Here is a 25,613-nt window from a genome sequence, read left to right as displayed (position 1 = left end):
GCCGCGCCGGGTTCGTCGGCCGTCCGGGTCGTGGACTCGTCTCTCGTCTGCCGCGGCGCTTCCGGCAGGAGGCAGCCGCCGGCAGAGCGGGTATCATCGACGCTCCTGTCGTTGTGCACCCGATCCGATGCCCCCCTCCAATTCCCGTCCCAGCACCCTGCACCTGCCCCAAGGCGACTGGCCTACGGTGCTCGACTGCCTGTGCGAGCGCTTTCCGGCAATCGACCGCGCCACCTGGCTCGATCGCATGGCCCGCGGCCGGGTGCTGGATGCCGACATGCAGCCGATCGACGCGGCCCGGCCGTACCGGGTCGGCATGCGCGTGCATTATTTCCGCGAGGTGCCCAACGAGACGCCGGTGCCGTTCGAAGAGCGCATCCTGCACGTCGACGAACATCTGGTGGTGGCGGACAAGCCGCACTTTCTCTCGGTGATGCCGGCTGGCGAATACGTCAACGAAACCCTGCTGGCGCGGCTCAGCAAACGGCTGGGTAACGCCGATCTGGTGCCGATTCATCGTATCGATCGCCTCACCGCCGGGCTGGTGCTGTTCTCGGCCAACCGCGAGAGCCGCGACGCCTACCAGGCGTTGTTCCGCGAGCGGCGGATCGCCAAGCGCTACGAGGCGATCTGCCCGGCACTGCCCGGGCTCGAGTTTCCCCTGCGCCGGCAGCTGTGCATGGTGCCGGGCGAGCCGTTCTTCCTGATGCGCGAAGGCGACGGCGAGCCGAACAGCGAAACGCTGATCGAGGTGCTCGAGCGCCGCGACCACCTCTGGCGCTACGCCCTGACGCCGATCACCGGGCGCAAGCACCAGCTGCGTCTGCATATGGCGACCCTCGGCGCCGGCATCTGCAACGATCCCTTCTACCCGCAGCTGCTACCGCGCGAGGAGCGCGACCAGGACGATTACAGCCGCCCGCTCAAGCTCCTGGCGAGCGGCTTGCGCTTCCGCGATCCGCTGAGTGGTGAACCGCGCGAGTTCGAGAGCAGGCTGCAGCTGGCCTGGTAGCGCGCTACGCACCTTCGCCGCACGGGCGAGTCTGATCGAGAAAGGCAGATCAGCTGGTGCATCCATGCCCGAAGGTCCATCCATCGTCATTCTCCGCGAGGAAGTCGCGGCGTTCACCGGTCAGCGCATCGAGCGCGCCGAAGGCAGTGCCAAGGTCGACATGGCACGGCTGACCGGCCAGGTGGTGCGTGAATTCCGCAGCTGGGGCAAGCATCTGCTGATTGAGCTGGAGGATGTCTCCGTGCGCATCCACCTGCTGCTGTTCGGCAGCTACCGCATCAACGAACGCAAGGACGCCACCGCACGGCTGAGCCTCGGCTTCGCCGACGGCGAGCTGAATTTCTATGCCTGTTCGGTGCAGTTGATCGAGGGGCCGCTGGATGCGGCCTACGACTGGAGCATGGATGTGATGAGCGCGGCCTGGAGCCCGCGCGCGACGCTCAAGCGGCTGCGCGAACGCCCGCGACTGCTGGCCTGCGATGCGCTGCTGGACCAGACGCTGTTCGCCGGCTCCGGCAACATCATCAAGAACGAGGTGCTCTATCGCATCCGCGTGCACCCGCTGTCGCTGATCGGCGAACTGCCGCCGGCCAAGCTACGCGAGCTGGTGCGCGAGGCGCGCACCTACAGCTTCCAGTTTCTCGAGTGGAAGCGGGCCGGCGTGCTCAAGACCAACTGGCTGGCGCACGGCAAGACCACCTGCGTGCGCTGCCGAATTCCGCTGATGAAGGCGAAAGAACTGGGGCGCAGCCGGCGCCGGGCGTTCTTCTGCGAGCGCTGCCAGAAGCGCTACGGCGATGCCACGCAGATCAGCCCCGACCAGCCGAGCGCGGTGGATGAGGGGTAGGGCGGACAACGGCGCAGCCTTGTCGGCGCGGCAGTCGGGCTCCTATCGCCTCAATGCAGTAGCGGCCTGAGCGCCTCGGCCAGCTGCGGCGCCATGCTCACGGCGTTGCTTTCATGGGCGATGCAGTCGGTGCTCCAGACGTGCCCGACGCCAGCCGCGCGGATTACCTGCAGGGCATCACCGGCGAACAGCGCGTGGGTCACGGCCACGTCCACCGAGGCGGCGCCGGCGGCCAGCAGTTTCTGCGCGGCCTCGGCAAGGGTGCGACCGGAGCTGGCGACGTCATCGAGCAGTACCACATGGCGCCCGGCGAACTGCAGGTCCGGCAGGGCGATCTCCACTTGATGGTCGCCATGGCGCAGCTTGTTGCACACGCCATGCTTGAAACCATGCTCGGCGGCGGCCGCCTCGATCCATTGCAGCGCCTCGGCATCCGGGCCGATCAGCAGCGCCTCGGGATGCCGTTCGGCGATCAGTCGCGCCAGCGCCGGGGCCGCGCAAAGGGTGACCGCATCGGCCAGCGGCACCGCCTCCTGCAAGGTGGCGACCCGGTGCAGGTGCGGGTCGACGGTGATCAGTGCGTCGAACTGGCCGGCCAGCAGCTGGCCGATCACCCGCTGGCTGACCACCTCGCCCGGGTTGAAGGCGATGTCCTGGCGCATGTAGGCCAGATAGGGCGTGACCAGGATCAGTCGCTTGGCGCCCAGGCGTCGCGCTTCGCCGGCCACCAGCAGCAGCTCGACCAGCTTTTCGTTGGGGTGGTCGAGGCCGCGGTAGAGCACCAATTGCTCGGCGATCGCTTCGCCTTCGGCCAGCGGCAGGCGCAGGCGCAGCTCGTCATCGGGAAAACGGTGGCGCTCGACTGAGGCGGCGGGCAGGCCGGAGGCTTCGGCCAGGCGCAGGGCGGCGGCGCGCTCGTCATCGAAATACAGCAGCTGGCTTTGCATCAGAACTCCACGAATACGGTTGGGACCTGCTCGGGGCTGCCGAGGCTGACGCCGCTGGCGCGTTCGGTGGCCTGGCGGGCGAAGGCGAGGTCGGCGGGAAAGTCCGCGTAAACGCGATACAGACAGTCGCCGGCCCGCACCGGTTCGCCGAGCTTGCGCAGGATGTCCACGCCGGCGCCCTGCACCTTGGGTGCGCCGGCCAGCCGGGCGATGCGTGCCAGCTGCAGGTTGTCGATGCCGGTGACCACCGCGTCGCAGTCGGCCAGTACATCGAAGCTGAGCCGTGCCAGCGGCGGATGGTTGTGATCGAACGGCTTGCCGCCCTGGGCGGCGATGATCGAGCGCATCTTCTTCAGCGCCCGCCCGGAGTCGAGGATGTCACGGGCGATGGCATAACCGTCGCCGCCGCGCACATCGGGATCGAACTCGAGCATGCGCCCGGCCAGGCGCAGGGCCTTCTGACGCAGGTCGATCGGCGCCGCCGGGTCGTTCTGCAGCACCTGCATCACGTCGCGCGCCTCAAGTACCGGGCCGATGCCATTGCCGATCGGCTGGCGACCGTCGGTGATGACAACGTCCAGGGTCAGGCCCAGGCGCGTGGCCACGAACTCGAACAGCTTTCGCAGGCGCTGCGCCTCGGCCATCGAGCGCACCTTGGCGGTCGGGCCGATGGGAATGTCCAGCAGCAGATGGGTGGAGCCGGCGGCGATCTTCTTCGACAGGATGGAGGCGACCATCTGCCCCGGCGAGTCGATCGACAGCGGCCGCTCGACGGCGATCAGCACGTCATCGGCCGGGGAGAGGTCGCTGCTGCCGCCCCAGGCCAGGCAGCCGCGTTCCTCGCGGACCATTTCGCAGAGGCGCTCGAACGGCAGTTCGACGTTGGCCAGCACCTCCATGGTGTCGGCGGTGCCGGCCGGCGAGGTGATGGCCCGCGAGCTGGTCTTCGGGCAGAGCATGCCGTGGGCGGCGACGATCGGCACCACCAGCATCGAGGTGCGGTTGCCGGGGATGCCGCCGATGCAGTGCTTGTCCACCACCGGGTGCTCGCGCCAGTCGAGCCGGCGGCCGACGCGGATCATCGCGTCGGTGAGAAAGAAGACCTCCTCGCGATCCAGCTCGCCCTGGTTGCAGGCGACCACGAAGGCGGTCAGCTCGATCTTCGAGTAACGGTGTTCGGCGATGTCGCGCATGATCGCCAGGAAGTCATCCCGGTTCAGGCGCTCGCCGGCGATCTTGCGATGCAGCGCCGGGATCGATGCGGCCGGCTCGGCCTGGGCGATCGCCGCGGGTACACCGGCTTCGGCGCCGAGCTGGGCGAAGGCATCTTCGGACAGGCCCAGCTCGTCGCAGCCGACGATGCTCGGGTCGTCCACCAGGTTGAGGCTGGCGAGAATGCGCCGGCCGTTGACGCGTATCTCCACCTTGGCCAGCGCCTGGAAGCCTTCGGCGCGGCAGGCGGCGCAGTCGCGGTGCAGATAGGCGACATTCTCGCGGTAGGTGTCGATGGCGACCCGGCGCAGCGCCAGGTGCACCGGGGCTTTGCCGTTGAGCGGCGTGTCGCTGGAAATGCTGGTCATGCGGGCGGTTTCGCTGGGGAGGTGATGGCTATCTAGCCTCAGCCCGCGGCCGCTTGCCAAGCAGGCGCGCCGGTTATGCCCGGTCGCGTTGCCGCAGGTCAGTAAACCCGATCATTGCGCCACCCAGCCGCCATCCATGTTCCATGCCGCGCCGCGCACCTGGTCGCCGGCCTCGCTGCAGAGAAACAGCGCCAGGGCGCCCAGCTGCGCCGGGGTGACGAAATCCAGCGAGGGTTGCTTCTCGGCCAGCAGATCGTGGCGGGCGCGTTGTTCATCGCCGTCCTGACGGGCGCGCTCGTCGATCTGCTGTTGCACCAGTGGGGTCAGCACCCAGCCGGGGCAGATGGCGTTGCAGGTGATCGGCGTGGTGGCGGTTTCCAGCGCCACCACCTTGGTCAGCCCGACCAGGCCGTGCTTGGCGGCGACGTAGGCGGACTTCTGCGCCGAACCGACCAGCCCGTGGGCCGAGGCGACGTTGATGATCCGTCCCCAGTTGCGCTCGCGCATGCCGGGCAGGGCCAGGCGTGTGGTGTGGAACGCCGAGGACAGGTTGATGGCGATGATGGCGTCCCAGCGCTCCACCGGGAACTGCTCCACCGGCGCGACATGCTGAATGCCGGCGTTGTTGACCAGAATGTCGATGCCGCCGAAGTCGCGCTCGGCATAGGCGAACAGCTCGGCGATCTGTGCCGGGTCCGACACGTCCGCGCCGTGGTGGCCGACCTTGTGGCCGTGCCGGCCGACTTCGGCCAGCGCTGTCGAGGCATCGCCGAAACCGTTGAGGATCAGGTCGGCGCCGGCTTCGGCCAGCTTCAGCGCGATGCCGAGGCCGATCCCGCTGGTGGAGCCGGTGACCAGGGCGGTCTTGCCTGTGAGGTTCATGCGATTCTCCCGTGTGGCGGCCGTCGTGCGCGGCGCCCTTTGCTTGTTGTTGTCGGAAGGCACAGCTGATCGCGCGGCGCTCGTCGTGCCGCCGGCCGGAAGCGCCCGGCCCGCAACAGCGGCGCACAACGCCCGGCGAGCCGGGCGCGCCCCATCAGACGATGCCGGTAGCGTAGTACACGCCGATCACGAAGAAGGCCGCGGCGGTGGCGATCAGGGTGATGGCGAAGATGTCCTTGTAGGATTCGCGGTGGGTCAGTCCGGTGACTGCCAGCAACGTGATCACCGCGCCGTTGTGCGGCAGGGTGTCGAGCCCGCCGGAGGCCATCGAGGCAACCCGGTGCAGCACTTCCAGCGGTATCTGTGCGGCGTTGGCCGCGGCGACGAAATTGTCGGCCATCGCGGCCAGGGCAATGCTCATGCCGCCGGAGGCCGAGCCGGTGATGCCGGCCAGCAGGTTAACGGTGATGGCTTCGTTGATCAGCGGATTGGGAATCGCCGACAGCGCATCGGCCACCACGATGAAGCCCGGCAGCGAGGCGATCACCGCGCCGAAGCCGAATTCCGACGCGGTGTTCATCGCCGCCAGCAGCGAACCACCGACCGCCGTGCGGCTGCCCTCGGCGAGCTTGCCGCGCAGGGTGCCGAAGCTGGTCGCCAGTACCAGGGCGATGCCCAGCAGCAGCGCGGCCTCCACCGCCCAGATCGCGGTGAGCTTGCCGACCTCGGTGACCAGCGGTGCGCTCATGCCGGGCAGCTGCAGCGTGTGGCTGGTGCCGTAGAACTCGGGAATCCAGCGGGTGAACAGGAGATTGGCGACCAGCACCAGCAGCAGCGGCGACAGCGCCAGCCAGGGGTTGGGCAGGGCGATGTCGGCGGGCGTCTCCGGCTCGTTGCGCAGGTTGGTGCCATAGCCTTCGCCGGCGGCAATGGCCTTGCCGAGCTGCCACTTGAGATAGAGCATGCCCAGGCCGAACACGAAGACCGTGCCGATCAGGCCGAGCCAGGGTGCGGCCCAGGTGTTGGTATTGAAGAAGGTGGTGGGGATGATGTTCTGGATCTGCGGCGTGCCGGGAATGGCCGTCATGGTGAAGGTGAACGCGCCGAGGGCGATGGTCGCCGGGATCAGGCGCTTGGGCATGTTGCTCTGGCGGAACATCTCGGCAGCGAACGGGTACACCGCGAACACCACGACGAACAGCGACACGCCGCCATAGGTCAGCAGCGCGCAGACCAGCACGATCACCAGCATTGCCTGGCTGGTGCCGAGCAGGCGGATCGCCGCGGCGACGATGGAGCGCGAAAAACCCGACATCTCGATCAGCTTGCCGAACACCGCACCGAGCAGGAACACCGGGAAGTACAGCTTGATGAAGCCGACCATCTTCTCCATGAAGATACCGGTGAAGGCCGGCGCCACGGCGGACGGGTCGGTGAGCAGCACCGCCCCCATGGCGGCGATGGGGGCGAACAGAATGACACTGTAGCCGCGGTAGGCGGCGAGCATCAGCAGGGCCAATGCAGCAAGGGCGATGACGACGCTCATCGGGGACGATCTCCTGGCCCCGTGCGGCACGACCGAACGCTGCCGAGGGCATTCGGGGACTCGCTGCTGCACGGCAGGCGCACTGTTTTTCTTGTTTCGGCTGCGGACAGGCCGCACGGTGATTTAGCGAGTTCCGTGCCAGATACGCAACTCGCTGATTTGCATGGTGTTTATCTTGAGTGTCCAGATCGCTGGACGGGGCTTATGTCTTGCCTGCAGGACAGCACGGTCCAGCATTCCGGACAGCGTTGCCGTCCGGAATGCTCCGGCCTCAGGTCAGGAAATAGAGCCCGCCGGCGATCACCACACCGGAGAACACCAGGCAGAGCAGGCAATAGCCCATGATGTCTCGGGCACCGAGCCCGGCGATGCCCAGCAGCGGCAGGGCCCAGAACGGCTGGATCATGTTGGTCCAGGCATCGCCCCAGGCGATCGCCATGGCCGTGACTTCCGGCGCCACGCCCAGCGCCGCGCCGGCCGGCAGCATGATCGGCCCCTGCACCGCCCACTGGCCGCCGCCGGAGGGCACGAAGACGTTGACCAGCCCGGCGCTGAGAAAGGCCAGCACCGGGAAGCTCTCGGCCGACGACCAGGCGATGAAGGTGTCGGTGACCTGCCGGCCGAGGGACAGGCCAGCGGCGTTGGCGCCGACCATCATCCCCATGATCCCGGCGTAGAAAGGGAACTGCACGACGATGCCGGCGATGCCGCGGATGCTTTCCTCGATGGCGCGCATGTAGCGCTCCGGCGTGCCGTGCATCAGCAGGCCGGCGAAGAGGAAGATCGAGATCACGATGTTCAGGCTCAGCGCCAGACCGTTCTCGCTGAAGTGCCGGTAGAAGAACAGCACCGCCAGCGCGACCATGATCAGGCCGAGAATGCGGCTGTCGTCCAGGCGCTGGGTGGCAGTTTCCCGCGGGATATCGCTCGGCTGGGGCTCTTCCAGCAGCGCCGGATCGACCACTTTCGGCGTCTTCGGCTGCATGGCCCAGTTCAGCAGCGGCAGGCCCACCACCAGCACGGCGATGATGATCAGGTTGTAGGAAGCGAACAGCGTCTGGCCGACGCCGATGGCTTCGGTCAGCGCGCCGCCGGTCATCTTCTCCAGATCGGCCCCGCCGCTGGCCAGCGACAGCGGAATCGAGCCGGAAAAGCCGCCGTGCCAGATCAGGAAGCCGGAGTAGGCCGAGGCCACCAGCAGCGGGTAGTCGACGCCGCGCACCTGGCGCGCCAGCGCGCGGGCGAACACGGCGCCGATCACCAGGCCGAAGCCCCAGTTGATCCAGGAACCCGCCAGCGCCACCAGAGTCACCAGCACGATGGCCTGGCCCGGGGACTGCGGGATGCGGGCCATGCGGTCGAGCAGGCGATTGATTGCCGGGGCCCGTGCCAGGGCATGGCCGGTGACCAGGATCAGCGACATCTGCATGGTGAAGGCCAGCAGGTTCCAGAAGCCATTGCCCCAGTGCTGCGCCATGGCCGGCAGGCCCTGACCGGTGCTGAGCATGGCGGCGATCAGCACGATCAGCGTGAGCAGGATGGCGAAGACGAAGGGCGAGGGAAGGAAGCGTTGCACCAGGTAGACGCTGGCGGCGGTTATTCTGTTGAGCACGATGGGGTTCTCCCTTGTTGTCGTTATGTCGCCGCGCAGGTGCGGCGCTTCGCTTATGAGTGCGGCGGCGGCCGGCTGTTCCCGCTGCGCTGCGCCTGAGGAGGTTGGTCGATGCGTGTTGCGCTTTCACTGTCGCTGCTGCTGTTTGTGGCTTCCGCTCAGGCACAAGAGCCGCTGCGGCTGCGCATCCAGGGGCATGAGCTGCACGCCGAATACGCGCAGACCGTCGCCCAGCGCGAGCGCGGGCTGATGGGGCGCCGCGAGCTGGCCGTCGACAGCGGCATGCTGTTCCGCTTTGATGAAGTGCGCCGCCACTGCCTGTGGATGAAGGACACGCCGCTGCCCTTGTCGGCGGCGTTCTTCGATGAGGCTGGGCTTCTGGTCGATGTGATCGACCTGGAGCCGTTCAATACGGAGATACGCTGTTCGAAGCGGCCCGCGCGTTATGCCCTGGAGATGAACCAGGGCTGGTTCGACGAGCGTGGAGTCGAACTGGGCGCGCGGCTGGCAGGGATTCCGGTGGAGTAGGCCAACCCTGCCCAGCGACCCGCGTCCCGCCTCAATCCAGCGGTAACTCCGTGGTCCGCTTCACTTCGCTCATGGCGATATGCGAGTGCGCCTCCTGCACGTGGGGGCGCTGCAGGAGCTGGTCACGCAGGAAGCGTTCATAACTGTCGATATCCCGTGCCACCACCTTGAGCAGGTAATCCGACTCACCGGCCATGGTGTGGCACTCCAGCACCTCGGGATAACCCACCACCGCCCGCTCGAACTCGTCGAGGTTGCTGCGCCCGTGGGCCGAGAGCTTGATGTTGACGAACACCGTCATGTTCAGCCCGAGTTTCTTCGGGTTGAGCAGGGCGACCTTGCGCTCGATCAGCCCTTCCTCCTGCATGCGATGGATGCGTCGCCAGCAGGGCGATTGCGACAGCTCGACCTTCTCGGCGATTTCCGCAGCGGACAGATCGGCGTTGTGCTGCAGCAGCAGGAGGATCTTGCGATCGATGCTGCTCAGAGGTGTGGACTGCATGGTCGTTCCTGTTTTGTTGTTGTTTGCGAATGGGTCATGCACAGAACCGCTGTTCTACCGCAAAAGTAGAAAGAAAATCTCTCCGCGTCATGGCCAGACTGTTAATCGACACGCGACGGTGGGGTGATCCCCTGCCGATTGCCGGCGTGGAGAGACAACCGTGCGGTTTCTCCATGACTGCGTCAGGCGGGTAGCGAACAACGCCACCCTGACTCCGATAACAACAAATTAGGAGCGCCCCATGTCTCTGGCCGAGATCCGTCTGGACGACAAGTACCGGCTTGCTACCGGTCATCTGTACCTCACCGGCACCCAGGCGCTGACCCGCTTGCCGATGCTGCAGCATCAGCGTGATCAGGCCCGTGGTTTGAACACCGGTGGCTTCATCTCCGGCTATCGCGGCTCGCCACTGGGCGGGCTGGACAAGAGCCTCTGGGAAGCCCGCGACTACCTCAAGCAACACGCCATCCACTTCCAGCCGGGCGTCAACGAAGAGCTGGCCGCCACCGCGGTGTGGGGCAGCCAGCAGACCAACCTGTTCCCCGGCGCCAGGTACGACGGCGTGTTCGCCATGTGGTACGGCAAGGGGCCGGGCGTCGACCGTGCCGGCGACGTGTTCAAGCATGCGAATGCGGCGGGTGTGTCGCCCAAGGGCGGTGTGCTGCTGCTGGCGGGTGACGACCACGGCTGCAAATCCTCGACGCTGCCGCACCAGAGCGAGCATGCCTTCATCGCCGCCTCGATTCCGGTGCTGAATCCGGCGAACGTTCAGGAAATCCTCGACTACGGCATCATCGGCTGGGAGCTGTCGCGCTACTCCGGCTGCTGGGTGGCGCTGAAGACCATTGCCGAGAACGTCGACTCCTCCGCCGTGGTGGAAGTCGATCCGCTGCGCGTGCAGACGCGTATCCCGGAAGATTTCGAGCTGCCCGAAGACGGCGTGCACATCCGCTGGCCGGACCCGCCCCTGGCTCAGGAAAAGCGCCTCAACCTGTACAAGATCTACGCCGCACGCGCCTTCGCCCGGGCCAACAACCTGAACCGGGTGATGCTCGATTCGCCGAATCCGCGGCTTGGCATCATCACCACCGGCAAGTCCTATCTCGACGTGCGTCAGGCGCTGGACGACCTGGGCCTGGACGAAGCGCTGTGCGCCTCGGTCGGCCTGCGCGTGCTCAAGGTCGGCATGAGCTGGCCGCTGGAACCGGTCTCGGTGCACGAGTTCGCCCAGGGGCTGGACGAGATTCTGGTGGTCGAGGAGAAGCGCAGCATCATCGAGGACCAGCTCACCGGACAGCTCTACAACTGGCCCGTCAGCAAGCGTCCGCGGGTGGTCGGCGAGTTCGACGAGCAGGGCAACTCGCTGCTGCCGAACCTCTCCGAGCTGACCCCGGCGATGATCGCCCGGGTGATCGCCAAGCGCCTCGCGCCGATCTACACCAGCGACAGCATCCAGGCACGCCTGGCCTTCCTGGCCGCCAAGGAGAAGGCCCTGGCCGCGCGCAGCTACAGCACCGTGCGCACGCCGCACTACTGCTCCGGCTGCCCGCACAACACCTCCACCAAGGTGCCCGAGGGCAGCCGCGCCTCGGCCGGTATCGGCTGTCACTACATGGTGCAGTGGATGGACCGGCGCACCGAGACCTTTACCCAGATGGGCGGCGAGGGCGTCAACTGGATCGGCCAGGCGCCGTTCACCGACACCCCGCACATGTTCCAGAACCTCGGCGACGGCACCTACTTCCACTCCGGCAGCCTCGCGGTGCGTGCGGCAGTGGCAGCCGGCGTCAACATCACCTTCAAGATTCTCTACAACGATGCCGTGGCCATGACCGGCGGCCAGCCCATCGACGGCGAGCTGCGCGTCGACCAGCTCAGCCGGCAGATCTTCCACGAGGGCGTCAAGCGCATTGCCCTGGTCAGCGACGAGCCGGACAAGTACCCGACCCGCGATACCTTCGCGCCGATCACCAGCTTCCACCATCGCCGCGAACTGGATGCGGTGCAGCGTGAGCTGCGTGAATTCAAGGGCGTTTCGGTGATCATCTACGACCAGACCTGTGCCACCGAGAAGCGTCGTCGGCGCAAGCGCGGCAAGCTGGAAGACCCGGCCAAGCGCGTGTTCATCAATCCCGCCGTGTGCGAGGGTTGCGGCGACTGCGGCGAGAAGTCCAACTGCCTGTCGGTGCTGCCGAAGGAAACCGAGCTGGGCCGCAAGCGCGAGATCGACCAGAACGCCTGCAACAAGGACTACTCCTGCGTCGAGGGCTTCTGCCCGAGTTTCGTCACCGTGCATGGCGGCGGGCTGCGCAAGCCCGAAGCCGTGGCTGGCGGTATCGAGGCGGCCGCCTTGCCCGAGCCGCAGCATCCGTCGCTGGAGCGGCCATGGAATGTGCTGATCCCCGGCGTCGGCGGCAGCGGCGTGACCACCCTCGGCGCGCTGCTCGGCATGGCCGCGCACCTGGAAGGCAAGGGCTGCACCGTGCTCGACCAGGCCGGTCTGGCGCAGAAATTCGGCCCGGTGACCACTCACGTGCGCATCGCCGCTAAGCAGAGCGACATCTACGCGGTGCGTATCGCCGCCGGTGAAGCCGACCTGCTGCTGGGCTGCGACCTGATCGTCGCGGCGGGCGATGAATCGCTGACCCGCCTCAACGAGCAGATCAGCAATGCCGTGGTGAACAGCCACGAGTCCGCCACCGCCGAGTTCACTCGCAACCCGGACGCCCAGGTGCCCGGCGCGGCCATGCGCCAGGCGATCAGCGACGCGGTCGGCGCCGACAAGACCCACTTCGTCGATGCCACCCGCCTGGCCACGCGGCTCTTGGGCGACAGCATCGCCACCAACCTGTTCCTGCTCGGCTTTGCCTATCAGCAGGGGCTGCTGCCGATCAGCGCCGAGGCTATCGAGAAGGCCATCGAACTCAATGGCGTTGCCGCCAAGCTGAATCTGCAGGCCTTCCGCTGGGGCCGTCGTGCGGTGCTAGAACGCGAAGCCGTGGAGGGGCTGGCGCGCCCAGTCGAGGCCGCCGAACCACTCTGTAAAACCCTGGAAGAGATCGTCGAGTGGCGCGTGGACTTCCTTACCCGCTACCAGAACGCCGGGCTGGCGCGCCGCTATCGCCAGCTGGTCGAGCGCGTGCGCGATGCCGATACGGCGGACGATCTGGCGCTGTCCAAGGCCGTTGCCCGCTACTACTTCAAGCTCCTGGCCTACAAGGACGAGTACGAGGTGGCGCGGCTCTACAGCGAGCCGGAATTCCGCCAGCAGCTCGAGGCGCAGTTCGAGGGCGACTACAAGCTGCAGTTCCACCTCGCCCCGGCCTGGCTGGCCAAGCGTGACGCGGTTACCGGCGAGCCGCGCAAGCGCGAACTGGGGCCGTGGATGCTCAATGCGTTCGGCGTGCTGGCCAAGTTCCGCTTCCTGCGTGGCACGCCTCTGGACCCGTTCGGCTATGGCCACGACCGCCGCGTCGAACGCCAGTTGATCAGCGAGTACGAGAAGACCGTGGACGAGCTGCTGGTCCAGCTCAAGCCGACCAACTACCGCACCGCCGTGGCCATCGCCGCGCTGCCGGAGCAGATCCGCGGCTACGGCCCGGTGAAGGAGCGTTCCATCGCCAAAGCCCGCCAGCAGGAAAAGTTGCTCCGCGAGCAGCTGGCCAAAGGCGACGAGGTGCAGAGCGTACGGCTGTTCCAGCCGGCGGCGTAGCTCGCAGTGCGCTAGCGGGGTGAAATCGGTCGCCCCGCGTGAGCACACCGCCGCAGGCGATACCCGCTAACGAGGCCCTGTCCGTGACAGGCCACCAGACAAACAAGAACGAGGTAACCCAATGTCCGTCTTCGCTCATCCTGACTTCGACCGCCACGAGCAGGTGGTCTTCTGCCATGACCAGGCGTCGGGTCTGAAAGCCATCATCGCCATCCACGACACGCGCCTCGGGCCGGCGCTGGGTGGCTGCCGGATGTTCCCCTATGCCAGTGACGACGAGGCCCTGCGCGATGTGCTGCGGCTGTCGCGCGGGATGACGCTGAAATCCTCGCTGGCCGGGCTCAAGCTCGGCGGCGGCAAGGCGGTGATCATCGGCGACCCGCATACCGGCAAGAGCCAGGCGCTGCTGCACGCCATGGGCGACTTCGTCGACAGCCTCGGCGGGCGCTACATCACCGCCGCCGACTCCGGCACCGGCGATGCCGAAATGCAGGCCTTTGCCCAGCGCACCCGCCATGTGGTCGGCGCCACGCCGCGCACCCTACTCGACGGCAGCGTCGCCAGCGGCGACCCTTCGCCGTCTACCGCCTACGGCGTCTTCGTCGGCCTCAAGGAAGCGGTGCGCCAGCGCCTCGGTCGCGACGAGCTGACCGGGCTGAAGGTGGCGATCCAGGGCGTCGGCCATGTCGGCCTGGGGCTGGCGCGGCACCTGAAAGCGGCCGGCGCCGAACTGTGGGTGGCGGACATCTTCGATGCCAACGTCAAGCAGGCAATGGACGAGCTGGGAGCCAACGTGGTGCGCCCGCAGGACGTCTACGGTCTCGACGTAGACGTCTTCGCGCCCTGCGCCATGGGCGGCATCCTCAACGAGCAGACCCTGGAAGTGCTGCGTGCCCCGGTGATCGCTGGGGCTGCCAACAACCAGCTGGCCAGCGCCGAGATCGGCGTCGAACTGCAGCGGCGCAACCAGCTCTACGCGCCGGACTACGCAATCAACGCCGGCGGCATCATCGACGTCTACTACCAGCGCAACGGCGGCAGCGCCGCACAGATCGATGCCCATGTGAACGCCATCGCCGGCACGCTGCGCGAGATTTTCGAGCGGGCCGCCGCCAGTGGCGAGTGCACCTCGGTGATCGCTGACCGCCTGGCGCTCGAGCGCTTGCAGGCCGGCGGCGCGCCGCAGGTCGCGACGCTGCAGCGGCAGGCTTCATGACGGCACATGGCCGGTCGCCCGAGCGCGCCGGCCTTCGCTGAGCGGGGCGGCGGGCTCTGATCGCCAGCGCCGTGCCCGCTCCGTTCGTTCGCACCATCCCTGACAAAAACAACAAGCAGGAATCCGCAATGACCGATAAAACCAGCCTCGCGGCCGGCACCTTCGCCGGCGCGCGCGCACGCATCCAGGACAACGCCAGCCGAGGCCTGTGGTCCTCCCGCTGGGTGTTCTTCCTCGCCGCCACCGGCTCCGCGGTGGGCCTGGGCAATATCTGGAAATTCCCCTACGTGACCGGGCAGAACGGCGGCGGCGCCTTCGTGCTGGTCTATCTCGCCTGCATCCTGTTGATCGGCATTCCGCTGCTGATGGCCGAGGTGATGATCGGCCGCCGTGGTCGGGCGAACCCTGATGGCGCCGTGGCGCGGTTGGCGCGCGAGGCCGGGGCCAGTTCGCGCTGGCGGGTGGTGGGCTGGCTCGGAGGGCTGACCGGCTTTCTCATCCTGAGTTTCTATCTGGTGGTGGCCGGCTGGGCGCTGGCCTATGTGCCTGCGACGTTCAGCGGCGGCTTCACCGGGGTCAGCGGGGAGGCCAGTGGTGCGCTGTTCGGCGCGCTGCTGGCGGACCCGCTGCGCCTGGTGGTGTGTGCCACGCTGGTGCTGGCGGCGACCATGCTGATCGTCGGCTTCGGCGTACGCGGCGGGCTGGAGCGATCGCTGCGCTTTCTGATGCCCGGGCTGTTCGTGCTGATGCTGGTGCTGGTGGTCTACGCCGCCATCGAAGGCGAGTTCGCCCAGGCGCTGCAGTTCCTCTTCGTGCCGGACTTTTCCGCGCTGACCGCGCAGAGCGTGCTGGTCGCCCTCGGCCATGCCTTCTTCACCCTGAGTCTGGGCTGCGGCGCGATGATGGTCTACGGCTCCTATCTGCCGGAAGGTACCTCGATCGCCAAGACGTCGATTCTGGTGGCGCTGGCCGATACCGCGGTGGCGCTGCTGGCCGGCCTGGCGATCTTCCCGCTGGTGTTCGGCAACGCGCTGGAACCGGGGGCCGGGCCGGGGCTGATCTTCGTCACCCTGCCGATCGCCTTCGGCCAGATGCCGCTGGGGCAGGTCGTGGGCGGGCTGTTCTTCGTGATGCTGGTGATCGCCGCGCTGACCTCGGCCATTTCGCTCTCCGAGCCGAGCATCGCCTGGCTCACCGAGCGCTTCCGCATCAGCCGGACCAAGGCCGTGCTGGGCAGCGGCCTGGTGCTCTGGCTGCTGAGCCTGGGCAGCGTGTTCTCGTTCAACCACTGGGCGGACTACCAGCTGTTCGGCAAGACCTTCTTCGACAGCCTGGACTACCTGACCACCAATTGGCTGATGCCGCTGGGCGGGCTGGGCACGGTGCTGTTCACCGGCTGGGTGCTGCAGCGCCACGTGGTCAGCGAGGCCATCGGCATTCGCAACGCCGGGCTGTTCCAGGCCTGGTGGAAGCTGCTGCGCTACGGCACGCCGGTGGCCATCGTGCTGGTATTCCTCAACCTGCTCGGGCTGATCTAGCGCGACCTTGGTCGTCCGTGCAGAACGCGCCGGTGGGCTGAAGCCCATCCAAGCATGCTGCGGGCTTCTCAGGAAGCCCTTTTGGTGGGCTCAGGTCCATCCCATCGAAGCCTACACAGGCACAGATGGGTGGGCTTCAGCCCACCTTTTTTATGCGCGACGCCATTGCGCCAGATGACATGTGCGGCAGCTTGTCGCACCAGACTGTCAGCTTTTCGTTACGCCTGGCAAGCCGCCGAGCCAGGCTTTTCAGCGAAAAACGCGCTGTAAGGAAAACCTGACAGCGGGGATGGCGCCAGCCGCTTTCCGTGCCCGTAAACAGCATTGTTCGCCGCCTTGGCCTGGGGTGTGATGGGGCCAGCCAAGCCGTGCAACGGCAGTCCTCACAACAATAATCAGGAGGCGATATGAACGCCGTGAACAAGATCGAACAGCACAACCCCATCGGCACCGACGGCTTCGAGTTCGTCGAATTCACCGCGCCGAATGCAGAGGGCATCGAGCAGCTGCGCACGCTGTTCACCCAGATGGGCTTTACCGAAACCGCCAAGCACCGCTCCAAGGAGGTCTGGCTGTTCCAGCAGCACGACATCAATATCGTGCTCAACGGCAGCCCCACCGGGCATGTGCGCGAGTTCGGCGAGAAGCACGGCCCGAGCGCCTGCGCCATGGCCTTCCGGGTGAAGAATGCCGCGCAGGCCGCTGCCTACGTCGAATCGCAGGGCGCCAAGCTGGTCGGCAGCCACGCCAACTTCGGCGAGCTGAACATCCCCTGCGTCGAAGGCATCGGCGGCTCGCTGCTGTATCTCGTCGACCGGTACGGCGACAAGAGCATCTACGACGTCGACTTCGAGTACATCGAAGGGCGCACGCCGAACGACAATGCCGTCGGCCTGATGTGTATCGATCACCTGACCCACAACGTGCGTCGCGGGCAGATGGACGTCTGGTCCGGTTTCTACGAGCGCATCGCCAACTTTCGCGAGATTCGCTACTTCGACATCGAGGGCAAGCTGACCGGCCTGTTCTCCCGTGCCATGACCGCGCCCTGCGGCAAGATCCGCATCCCGATCAACGAGTCGGCCGACGACAAGTCGCAGATCGAGGAATTCATCCGCGAGTACCACGGCGAGGGCATCCAGCACATCGCGCTGTCCACCGACGACATCTACGAGACCGTGCGCCGCCTGCGCGCCAACGGCGTGGACTTCATGACCACCCCGGACACCTACTACGAGAAGGTCGATACCCGCGTTGCCGGCCACGGCGAGCCGCTCGACCAGCTGCGCGAGCTGAACCTGCTGATCGACGGCGCGCCGGGGGATGACGGCATCCTGCTACAGATTTTCACCAACACGGTGATCGGCCCGATCTTCTTCGAGATCATCCAGCGCAAGGGCAACCAGGGCTTCGGCGAAGGCAACTTCAAGGCGCTGTTCGAATCCATCGAGGAAGACCAGGTGCGTCGTGGCGTGATCAAGGCGGGCGAGTAGTCCGGCGTCGAGGTGGGGTTGCGTAGGGTGGATGTCGCAAAGCACATCCACGCGTTCGGCGGGGGCAACGGGCCCGCATGGGGCTGACCCGGTTCAGACGCGTGGAAGATGCTTCGCAGTCTTCCACCCTACGCATCGGCAACCACCGCAGCGCCATTCAGATCACGCGGTATCACGAAGGAGAGGCACATGAGCCGCAAATGGATCAGTTTCCCCATCCGCGAGGGTAAGAGTTCGCGTCAGGCGCACTGCGATTTTCCGCAGGGCACCTACGAGCGCGAAATGGGCCGCGAAGGCTTCTTCGGCCCGGCTTCGCACCTGCATCACAAGCATCCGCCGACCGGCTGGATCGATTGGGAAGGCCCGCTGCGCCCGCACGCCTTCAACTTCAATCACATCCCCAGCGAAGGCGACTGCCCGCTGCAGGCGCCGCTGGCGCTGCACAATGCCGACGTCAAGCTGCGCCTGTGGAAGACCAACGGCGCCATGCGCCACCTGGTGCGCAACGGTGACGGTGACGAACTGCTGTTCATCCACGAGGGCGCCGGGCATTTCTACTGCGACTTCGGCCACCTGGAGTTTCGCGACGGCGACTACCTGATGATCCCGCGCGGCACCGCCTGGCGCATCGAGGCGACGCAGCCGGTGTTCATGCTGCTGATCGAGAACACCGACGGCGCCTACCAGCTGCCGGAAAAAGGCCTGGTCGGCCCGCATGCCATCTTCGACGCCGCCGTGCTCGACCATCCGCGGCTGGACGACGCCTTCCGCGCGCAGCAGGACGAGAACCCCTGGCAGATCCGCATCAAGCGGCGCGACCAGATCACCACCGTGACCTACCCGTACAACCCGCTGGACGTGGTCGGCTGGCACGGCGACAACACCGTGGTACGGCTCAACTGGCGTGACATCCGCCCGCTGATGAGCCATCGCTACCACCTGCCGCCGTCGGCGCACACCACCTTCGTCGCCAACGGTTTCGTGGTCTGCACCTTCACGCCGCGGCCGGTGGAATCCGATCCGGGGGCGCTGAAGGTGCCGTTCTTCCACAACAACGACGACTACGACGAAGTGCTGTTCTACCACCGCGGCAACTTCTTCAGCCGCGACAACATCGAGCAGGGCATGGTGACCTTCCACCCCTGCGGCTTCCCCCACGGGCCGCACCCGAAGGCGCTGAAGAAGGCCAGCACCGACCCGGCGACCTTTGCCGACGAGGTGGCGGTGATGATCGACACCCGACGCGCGCTGGAAGTCGGCGAGGCTGCCGCAGCCGTCGATGTCCCCGAATACGTCAACTCCTGGCGTGCGCCGGGCAAGGAATCCTGATGAAACTCGCAACCCTCAACCAGGGCCGCGACGGCGTGCTCGTCGTCGTTTCCCGTGATCTCGCCCAGGCGGTGAAAGTGCCACAGATCGCCGCCACGCTGCAGGCCGCGCTGGATGACTGGAACTACTGCAAGCCGAAGCTTGAAGCGGTCTACCAGCGCCTCAACGACGGGCTGGAGGAGGGCGCATTCGCCTTCGACCAGACCGCCTGCCACAGCCCGCTGCCGCGCGCCTATCACTGGGCGGACGGCAGCGCCTACGTCAATCACGTCGAGCTGGTGCGCAAGGCGCGTGGCGCCGAGATGCCGGAGTCCTTCTGGCACGATCCGCTGATGTATCAGGGCGGTGCCGATGCCTTTATCCCGCCGCACAGCCCGATCCGCCTGGCCGACGAGGCCTGGGGCATCGATCTGGAAGGCGAGCTGGCGGTGATCACCGACGACGTGCCCATGGGTGCGACGCCGGCCGAGGCGGCCGCGCACATCCAGCTGCTGATGCTGGTCAACGACGTGTCGCTGCGCAACCTGATCCCCGGCGAGCTGGCCAAGGGCTTCGGCTTCTACCAGAGCAAGCCGTCGTCGAGCTTCTCGCCGGTGGCGGTGACGCCGGACGAGCTGGGCGAAACCTGGCGCGACGGCAAGGTGCATCGGCCTCTGGTCTCGCATATCAACGGTGAGCTGTTCGGCCAGCCGGATGCTGGCACCGACATGACCTTCAACTTCCCGACCCTGGTAGCCCACGCCGCGCGCACCCGTCCGCTGGGCGCCGGGACCATCATCGGCTCGGGCACGGTGTCGAACTACGATCGCAGTGCCGGCTCGTCCTGCCTGGCCGAGAAGCGCATGCTCGAGGTCATCGAGCACGGCGAGGCGAAGACGCCGTTCCTCAAGTTCGGCGACCGGGTGCGCATCGAGATGTTCGATGCCGCCGGGCAGAGCATCTTCGGCGCCATCGATCAGCAGGTCGAGCGCTATGAGCACTGAGCTGACGCTCTACGGCTACTGGCGCTCCAGTGCCGCCTACCGGGTGCGCATCGCGCTGAATCTGAAGGGCCTGGCCTATCGGCAGGTGCCGGTGCATCTGGTCAAGGATGGCGGCCAGCAGCGTGCGGCCGATTACCGCGCCCTCAACCCGCAGCAGCTGGTGCCGTTGCTGGTCGATGAAGCCAACGGTGGCGCGCGCATCAGCCAGTCGCTGGCGATCCTGGAGTACCTCGACGAGGTGTTTCCGGTGCCGGCCCTGTTGCCGGCCGATCCGGTCGAGCGCGCCCAGGTGCGCTCGCTGGCCATGCACATCGCCTGCGAGATCCATCCGCTGAACAACCTGCGCGTGCTGCAGTACCTGAGTGCCGAACTGGGCGTCGACGACGAGGCGAAGAACGCCTGGTACCGGCACTGGGTCGCGCAGGGACTGGCGGCGGTGGAGCAAGGGCTGGAAACCTTTGGTGACAAGCTTTCACTGACCAACCGGCCAGGTTACCTGGAGGCGTGCCTGGTTCCGCAGGTATACAATGCGCGCCGTTTTGCCTGTGACCTCGCGGCGTATCCACGCATTCTCGAGATCGTCGCACGCTGCGAGACGCTTCCGGCCTTCCTGCAGGCCGCGCCGGAGGTGCAGCCCGACGCTCAATGAAAGACTGAATCCGCCTTGCACGCCGCCGCGCCCTGCGCGACGGTCCCGATCCCGTCACAGATAACAACAAACAGGTGACGTATGACTCGTGAAAAACCGAAGAACCTCTGGCTCTCGCGCTGGGGCTTCATCCTCGCGGCAACCGGCTCGGCCGTGGGCCTGGGCAACATCTGGAAATTCCCCTACATCACCGGCGAATTCGGCGGTGGTGCCTTCGTATTGATGTACCTGCTGTGCATCCTCGCCATCGGCGTGCCGGTGATGATGTGCGAGATCGCCATTGGCCGCCGCGGCCGTGGCAGCCCGATCGACGCCATCGGCCGGGTGGTCCGCGAGAACAACGGCAATCTGTTGTGGAAGGCAGTGGGTGGCATGGCCATGACGGCCGGCTTCCTGATCCTCTGCTTCTACGTCGTGGTCGCCGGCTGGGCCTTCGCCTACACGGTGAAGATGCTCGACGGCTCGTTGGCCGCCACCAGCGTCGAGGCGCTTGGTGGGGTGTTCGAGGCGCACAATGCCAACCCGTGGGAACTCGGTGGCTGGAGCCTGCTGGTTGCGCTGCTGACCCTGTGGATCGTCGCCAAGGGCGTGCAGAAGGGTATCGAGAACGCCGTGCGCTGGATGATGCCGGGCCTGGCCGTGCTGCTGCTGATCCTCGTGGGCTACGCGGTGACCAGCGGCGGATTCGATCAGGGCTTCGCTTTCCTGTTCAGCTTCGATACCTCGAAGATCACCGGCGAGGCGCTGCTGGCCGCGCTCGGCCACGCGTTCTTCACCCTCAGCCTGGCGTCCGGCGCGATCCTCACCTACGGCTCGTATATTCCGGATGACCAGTCCATCGCCCGCACCACCTTTATGGTCGCCATCGCCGATACATGTGTGGCGCTGCTGGCGGGCCTGGCGATCTTCCCGATCATCTTCGCTAACGGCATGGACCCGACCGCCGGCCCTGGCCTGATTTTCATGAGCCTGCCGCTGGCCTTCCAGCAGATGCCGTTCGGTACCGCCTTCGGCGTGCTGTTCTTCGCCATGGTCTCGATCGCCGCGCTGACTTCGGCGATCTCCATGATCGAGGCCACCGTCGCCTACCTCAACGAGAAGCACGGCATCTCGCGGATGAAGGCGGCCATCGGTTCGGGCGCGGTGCTGCTGGTGATCAGCATGCTGGCGATGCTCTCGTTCAACCTGCTGTCGGGCTGGACGCCGATGGGCAAGAACTTCTTCGACTGGCTGGATTATCTGACCTCGCGCTGGATGATGCCGCTGGGCGGAATCTTCATCGTGCTGCTGGCCGGCTACGCGCTGCGCAGCGAAATCATGCGCGACGAGCTGAACCTGCCGCCGCTGGGCTACGCGCTGTGGCTGTTCATGGTGCGCTACGTCTGCCCGGTGCTGATCCTCATGGTCTTCCTCCATGCCCTTGGCTGGCTGGGCTTCGACCCGCTGCAGCGCTGGTACTGGATCGCCGGAGCGATCGGTGCGCTGGCGGTGCTGGGTGAAATGTTGCGCCCGCGGGTGATGCCGGCGCTGGCCGGGCGCTGAGGGCTTGGCGCGGCGCCTCCACCGGCGTCGCGCCGACCGCTCGTCGGCGGGGCCGGTCCTTCCGTTGATCTGCGTCATCCGCACGTAAAGTTCAGCTGGGCGTGGCCGACATTTTTGGGTGACAGCCAGGGATATGGCGCACGGAACAGGGACGCTCGATTGCCCGAACCGTCGCGGACCATGCTGCCATGCCCAAACACCTGAAGTTCAGCCACAAGATTCTCCTGGCCGCATCGCTGATCGTGATCGCGACCTTTTCGTTGTTCACCCTGTTCAACGACTACCTGCAGCGCAACGCCATTCGGGACAACCTCGACAGCTACCTGAACGAGATGGGTGACGTCACCGCGCACAACATCCAGAACTGGCTGTCAGGCCGTCTGGTTCTGCTGGAAAGCGTGGCACAGACCATTGCTCGAGACAGCGCCACCGACCAGGTCGAGGCGCTGGTCAAGCAGCCGGCGCTGAGCTCGACCTTCGCCTTCAGCTACCTGGGCCGCGCCGACGGCGAGTTCATCGTGCACCCGCGCTTCGAACTGCCGGCCGGCTACGACCCGCGCCAGCGTCCCTGGTACAAGGATGCCGTGGCCGCCGGCCGCACCACCCTGACCGAGCCCTATCAGGACGCCGCCACCAACGAACTGATCATCACCGCCGCCACCCCGGCACAGGCCCTCGGTGTGGTGGGTGGCGACCTCAGCCTGAAGGTGCTGGTGGACATCATCAACGCCCTGGACTTCAACGGCATGGGCCATGCGTTTCTGGTCAGCGGCGACGGCAAGATCCTGGTGCATCCGGATGGCAGCAAGGTGATGAAATCCCTCGGCGAGCTGTTCCCCGGACATGCGCCGTCGCTGGATGCCAACTACAGCGAAGTCGAACTGGACGGGCAGACGCGCATCCTCAGCTTCAGCCGCGTTGCGGGCCTGCCATCGGTGACCTGGTACGTCGGCATCTCCCTGGACAAGGCCAAGGCCTATGCCGCGCTGGACAGCTTCCGCACCTCGGCGGTGGTTGCCGCGCTGATCGCCGTGGGCGTGATCCTGCTGCTGCTCGGCATGCTGATGCGTGTGCTGATGCGGCCGCTGACCGACATGGGCCGCGCCATGGCCAACATTGCCGAAGGAGAGGGCGATCTGACCCGCCGCCTGACGGTGCAGAGCCACGACGAGTTCGGCGAGCTGGCCTCGGCTTTCAACCGTTTCGTCGAGCGTATCCACACCTCGATCCGCGAGGTGTCCTCGGCAACGCAGCAGGTCAACGAGGTTGCGGCACGTGTGCTGGCGGCATCCAACTCTTCCATGGCCAATTCCGACGAGCAGGCCAGCCGCACCAACAGCGTGGCGGCGGCGATCAACGAGCTAGGGGCGGCGGCCCAGGAGATCGCCCGCAACGCGGCGGATGCCTCGCAGCAGGCCAGCGGCGCCCGGCATCAGGCCGAGGACGGCCGTCAGGTGGTGGAGCAGAATATCCGCGCGATGCGCGAGCTGTCGGCGAAGATCAGCGCCTCCTGTTCGCAGATCGAGGCGCTCAACGCCAAGACGGTGGACATCGGCCAGATCCTCGAGGTGATCCAGGGCATTTCCGAGCAGACCAACCTGCTCGCCCTGAACGCTGCCATCGAAGCCGCGCGGGCCGGCGAGGCAGGTCGCGGTTTCGCCGTGGTCGCCGACGAGGTGCGCAACCTGGCGCATCGTACCCAGAGTTCGGCGCAGGAAATCCAGCAGATGATCGAGCAGCTGCAGGTCGGCGCCGGCGCTTCGGTGCAGACCATGACTGAAAGCCAGCGCCAGAGCGAGTCGAGCGTCTCCATCGCCGACCGCGCCGGCGAGCGCCTCGGCGAGGTGACCCAACGCATCGGCGAGATCGACGGCATGAACCAGTCGGTGGCCACCGCCACTGAGGAGCAGACCGCGGTGATCGAGTCGCTGAACATGGATATCACCGAGATCAACACGCTGAACCAGCAAGGCGTGGAGAACCTGCAGTCGACACTGCGCGCCTGTGGCGACCTGGACCAGCAGGCGCGCCGGCTGAAGCAGCTGGTGGACAGCTTCCGCATCTAACCGGAACGGTGGTCGTGAGGGCGCTTCGGCGCCCTTTTTTCATGGCGGCGGGCGGGCCGCGGAGCAATGTGCCGCTAATGGCAGTCTGAACTTATCCCGCCGCGCATCCATCAGGAGGCTTCCATGAAAATTCTCATCGTGCTCACGTCCCACGACCAGCTGGGTGACACCGGCGAACAGACCGGCTTCTGGCTGGAGGAGTTCGCCGCCCCCTACTACGCGTTCAAGGATGCCGGCGCCGAGGTGGTACTGGCTTCGCCCAAAGGCGGCGAGCCGCCCCTCGATCCGAAAAGCGACCAGCCTGACGCCCAGACCGAGGCCACCGAGCGCTTCAACGGCGACGGCGAGGCGCAGACGTTGCTGGCCAACACCTACCGGCTGGATCAGGTCTCAGCAGAGGATTTCGACGCGGTGTTCTACCCCGGTGGCCATGGCCCGCTATGGGACCTGGTGAACAACCCGGCCTCCATCGCGCTGATCGAGTCCTTCGTCAAGGCCGACAAGCCGGTAGGGGCGGTCTGCCATGCGCCGGCGGCGTTGACCGAGGTGCGCGGCAAGGATGGCGAGTATCTGGTCAAGGGCAAGCGCGTCACCGGCTTTACCAATGGCGAGGAAGCGGCGGTGGAACTCACCGAGGTGGTGCCGTTCCTGCTCGAGGACCGGCTGCGCGAACGCGGCGGCCAGTACAGCAAGGGTGCGGACTGGACGCCCTATGTGCAGGTCGACGGGCTGCTGGTGACCGGGCAGAACCCGGCCTCATCGGAAGCGGCGGCGCAGGAGCTGCTCAAGCTGCTGCGCGCAGGTTAGACGTCAGCGCGGCCAGGCGAGCCGTTCCGCCTGGCCGCAACTTTCGAACAGCGGCCGGCTGAACAGGTAGCCCTGCATCAGATGGATACCCAGATCATGCAGGGCGCTGCATTCGTCGGCGGTCTCGACGCCTTCGCCGATGACCTGGATGCCCAGTTCCTCGCACATCGCAACGGTGCCGCGGACGATGGCCTGGCGTGGGCGGCTCTGGTCGATGCCGCGGATCAGGTCCATGTCCAGCTTGATGATGTCCGGCTGGAAGTCGGCCAGCAGGTTGAGCCCGGCAAAGCCCGCACCGAAGTCGTCGATGGCGGTGAGAAAGCCGATGCGCTGGTACTCGCGGAACACCTCGGTGAGCCATTTGCCGTCGCTGATGCGCTCGCCTTCAACGGTCTCGAAAATGATCCGCTCCACCGGGAAATCATGGGCACGGGCCGCCTCCAGCGTCGAGCGGATGCACAGCTCGGGGCGGTAGATGGCGTTGGGCATGAAGTTGATCGACAGTCTGCTCTGCATGCCCAATCTTGCAGCGGTCTTGATGGCCTTGACCCGGCCTGCCTGGTCGAAGCGAAAGCGGTTGTCCTCGTTCACCTGGGCCAGCACCGTGGGCGCCGGCTCGCCTGCTGTGCCACGCACCAGCGCTTCGTGAGCGAAGATCTGCCGGCTGCGCAGGTCGACAATGGGCTGAAAGGCGTAGCTGAAGCCGAAGCCCAGTCGCTCGCCACTGGCGCAGCTGGGGCAGGCGCCGTGCTCGGTGGCACCATGGCACGGGTAGGCATCTGGCGCGGGGTTGTGAGCGGTGTTTCCTGGATTCATGAAGAC

At 66.4% G+C, this 25,613-nt stretch carries 20 protein-coding genes; 13 read left to right on the top strand and 7 right to left on the bottom strand.

Going from position 1 to position 25,613, the window contains the following annotated elements; genetic code table 11:
• Positions 1-127: 127 nt before the first annotated feature.
• A complete protein-coding gene (locus tag ACVRRC_RS19030) occupies positions 128-1,012 on the top strand; it encodes an RluA family pseudouridine synthase (RefSeq protein WP_423567070.1) in 885 nt (294 codons plus the stop codon).
• A 64-nt stretch (positions 1,013-1,076) separates the two neighbouring features.
• Entirely contained in the window at positions 1,077-1,859 is a 783-nt protein-coding gene (locus ACVRRC_RS19025; RefSeq protein ID WP_472997374.1) for a DNA-formamidopyrimidine glycosylase family protein, read from the top strand.
• A gap of 50 nt (positions 1,860-1,909) precedes the next feature.
• On the opposite strand, the gene ACVRRC_RS19020 is transcribed toward ACVRRC_RS19025, so the two are convergent.
• From ACVRRC_RS19020 to ACVRRC_RS19000, 5 genes are all read right to left on the bottom strand, one after another.
• A complete protein-coding gene (locus tag ACVRRC_RS19020) occupies positions 1,910-2,806 on the bottom strand; it encodes a ribose-phosphate pyrophosphokinase (protein WP_472997373.1) in 897 nt (298 codons plus the stop codon).
• Positions 2,806-4,386 carry a thymidine phosphorylase family protein gene (locus tag ACVRRC_RS19015; RefSeq protein WP_014595818.1) on the bottom strand — a complete coding sequence of 527 codons (1,581 nt, stop codon included), beginning with the start codon at positions 4,384-4,386 and terminating at the stop codon, positions 2,806-2,808. Before ACVRRC_RS19015 ends, ACVRRC_RS19020 begins: the two co-directional genes overlap by 1 nt.
• 111 nt (positions 4,387-4,497) lie before the next feature.
• Positions 4,498-5,268, bottom strand: coding sequence for a 3-hydroxybutyrate dehydrogenase (locus ACVRRC_RS19010; RefSeq protein WP_048328572.1), 771 nt, complete (start codon positions 5,266-5,268; stop codon positions 4,498-4,500).
• 154 nt (positions 5,269-5,422) lie between these two features.
• Positions 5,423-6,814, bottom strand: a complete 1,392-nt coding sequence (locus ACVRRC_RS19005) for a GntP family permease (RefSeq protein ID WP_014595820.1) — start codon at positions 6,812-6,814, stop codon at positions 5,423-5,425.
• A 271-nt stretch (positions 6,815-7,085) separates the two neighbouring features.
• Positions 7,086-8,426 (bottom strand): short-chain fatty acid transporter, encoded by a 1,341-nt coding sequence (locus ACVRRC_RS19000; protein ID WP_045159158.1) that lies wholly within the window; start codon positions 8,424-8,426, stop codon positions 7,086-7,088.
• A 111-nt stretch (positions 8,427-8,537) separates the two neighbouring features.
• Between ACVRRC_RS19000 and ACVRRC_RS18995 the strand changes: the two genes are divergently transcribed.
• Positions 8,538-8,954 carry a DUF192 domain-containing protein gene (locus ACVRRC_RS18995; RefSeq protein ID WP_270066867.1) on the top strand — a complete coding sequence of 139 codons (417 nt, stop codon included), beginning with the start codon at positions 8,538-8,540 and terminating at the stop codon, positions 8,952-8,954.
• Between the two features lie 31 nt (positions 8,955-8,985).
• Here ACVRRC_RS18995 and ACVRRC_RS18990 read toward each other — a convergent pair whose 3' ends face one another.
• Positions 8,986-9,456 (bottom strand): Lrp/AsnC family transcriptional regulator, encoded by a 471-nt coding sequence (locus ACVRRC_RS18990; protein WP_014595823.1) that lies wholly within the window; start codon positions 9,454-9,456, stop codon positions 8,986-8,988.
• A 241-nt stretch (positions 9,457-9,697) separates the two neighbouring features.
• On the opposite strand from ACVRRC_RS18990, the gene ACVRRC_RS18985 reads away from it, so the two are divergent.
• The 10 genes from ACVRRC_RS18985 (at position 9,698) to ACVRRC_RS18940 (ending at position 24,791) form a co-directional block, all read left to right on the top strand.
• Entirely contained in the window at positions 9,698-13,168 is a 3,471-nt protein-coding gene (locus ACVRRC_RS18985; protein ID WP_472997372.1) for an indolepyruvate ferredoxin oxidoreductase family protein, read from the top strand.
• 121 nt (positions 13,169-13,289) lie between these two features.
• Positions 13,290-14,384 carry a Glu/Leu/Phe/Val dehydrogenase dimerization domain-containing protein gene (locus tag ACVRRC_RS18980; protein ID WP_336315433.1) on the top strand — a complete coding sequence of 365 codons (1,095 nt, stop codon included), beginning with the start codon at positions 13,290-13,292 and terminating at the stop codon, positions 14,382-14,384.
• 128 nt (positions 14,385-14,512) lie between these two features.
• Entirely contained in the window at positions 14,513-15,922 is a 1,410-nt protein-coding gene (locus ACVRRC_RS18975) for a sodium-dependent transporter (RefSeq protein ID WP_045633067.1), read from the top strand.
• A 407-nt stretch (positions 15,923-16,329) separates the two neighbouring features.
• Positions 16,330-17,415, top strand: coding sequence for a 4-hydroxyphenylpyruvate dioxygenase (gene hppD, locus ACVRRC_RS18970; RefSeq protein ID WP_014595827.1), 1,086 nt, complete (start codon positions 16,330-16,332; stop codon positions 17,413-17,415).
• 189 nt (positions 17,416-17,604) lie between these two features.
• Entirely contained in the window at positions 17,605-18,744 is a 1,140-nt protein-coding gene (locus tag ACVRRC_RS18965) for a homogentisate 1,2-dioxygenase (protein WP_014595828.1), read from the top strand.
• Positions 18,744-19,727, top strand: a complete 984-nt coding sequence (locus tag ACVRRC_RS18960; protein ID WP_011912061.1) for a fumarylacetoacetate hydrolase family protein — start codon at positions 18,744-18,746, stop codon at positions 19,725-19,727. Before ACVRRC_RS18965 ends, ACVRRC_RS18960 begins: the two co-directional genes overlap by 1 nt.
• Positions 19,717-20,376 (top strand): maleylacetoacetate isomerase, encoded by a 660-nt coding sequence (gene maiA / locus ACVRRC_RS18955; RefSeq protein ID WP_242100574.1) that lies wholly within the window; start codon positions 19,717-19,719, stop codon positions 20,374-20,376. The genes ACVRRC_RS18960 and maiA overlap by 11 nt, the downstream gene beginning before the upstream one ends.
• 81 nt (positions 20,377-20,457) lie before the next feature.
• Positions 20,458-21,918 carry a sodium-dependent transporter gene (locus ACVRRC_RS18950; protein WP_011912063.1) on the top strand — a complete coding sequence of 487 codons (1,461 nt, stop codon included), beginning with the start codon at positions 20,458-20,460 and terminating at the stop codon, positions 21,916-21,918.
• Positions 21,919-22,106: 188 nt separating this feature from the next.
• Positions 22,107-23,984, top strand: a complete 1,878-nt coding sequence (locus ACVRRC_RS18945) for a methyl-accepting chemotaxis protein (protein ID WP_472997371.1) — start codon at positions 22,107-22,109, stop codon at positions 23,982-23,984.
• Between the two features lie 123 nt (positions 23,985-24,107).
• Positions 24,108-24,791, top strand: coding sequence for a type 1 glutamine amidotransferase domain-containing protein (locus tag ACVRRC_RS18940; RefSeq protein ID WP_125856313.1), 684 nt, complete (start codon positions 24,108-24,110; stop codon positions 24,789-24,791).
• A 3-nt stretch (positions 24,792-24,794) separates the two neighbouring features.
• On the opposite strand, the gene rimA is transcribed toward ACVRRC_RS18940, so the two are convergent.
• Positions 24,795-25,607 carry a S6 modification regulatory phosphodiesterase RimA gene (gene rimA, locus ACVRRC_RS18935; RefSeq protein WP_014595832.1) on the bottom strand — a complete coding sequence of 271 codons (813 nt, stop codon included), beginning with the start codon at positions 25,605-25,607 and terminating at the stop codon, positions 24,795-24,797.
• Positions 25,608-25,613 lie beyond the last annotated feature (6 nt).

This window comes from Stutzerimonas sp. LR2, from assembly GCF_055755175.1.
Note: the sequence above shows the minus strand (reverse complement) of the source record. Positions and strands in the feature narration are given on the sequence as shown.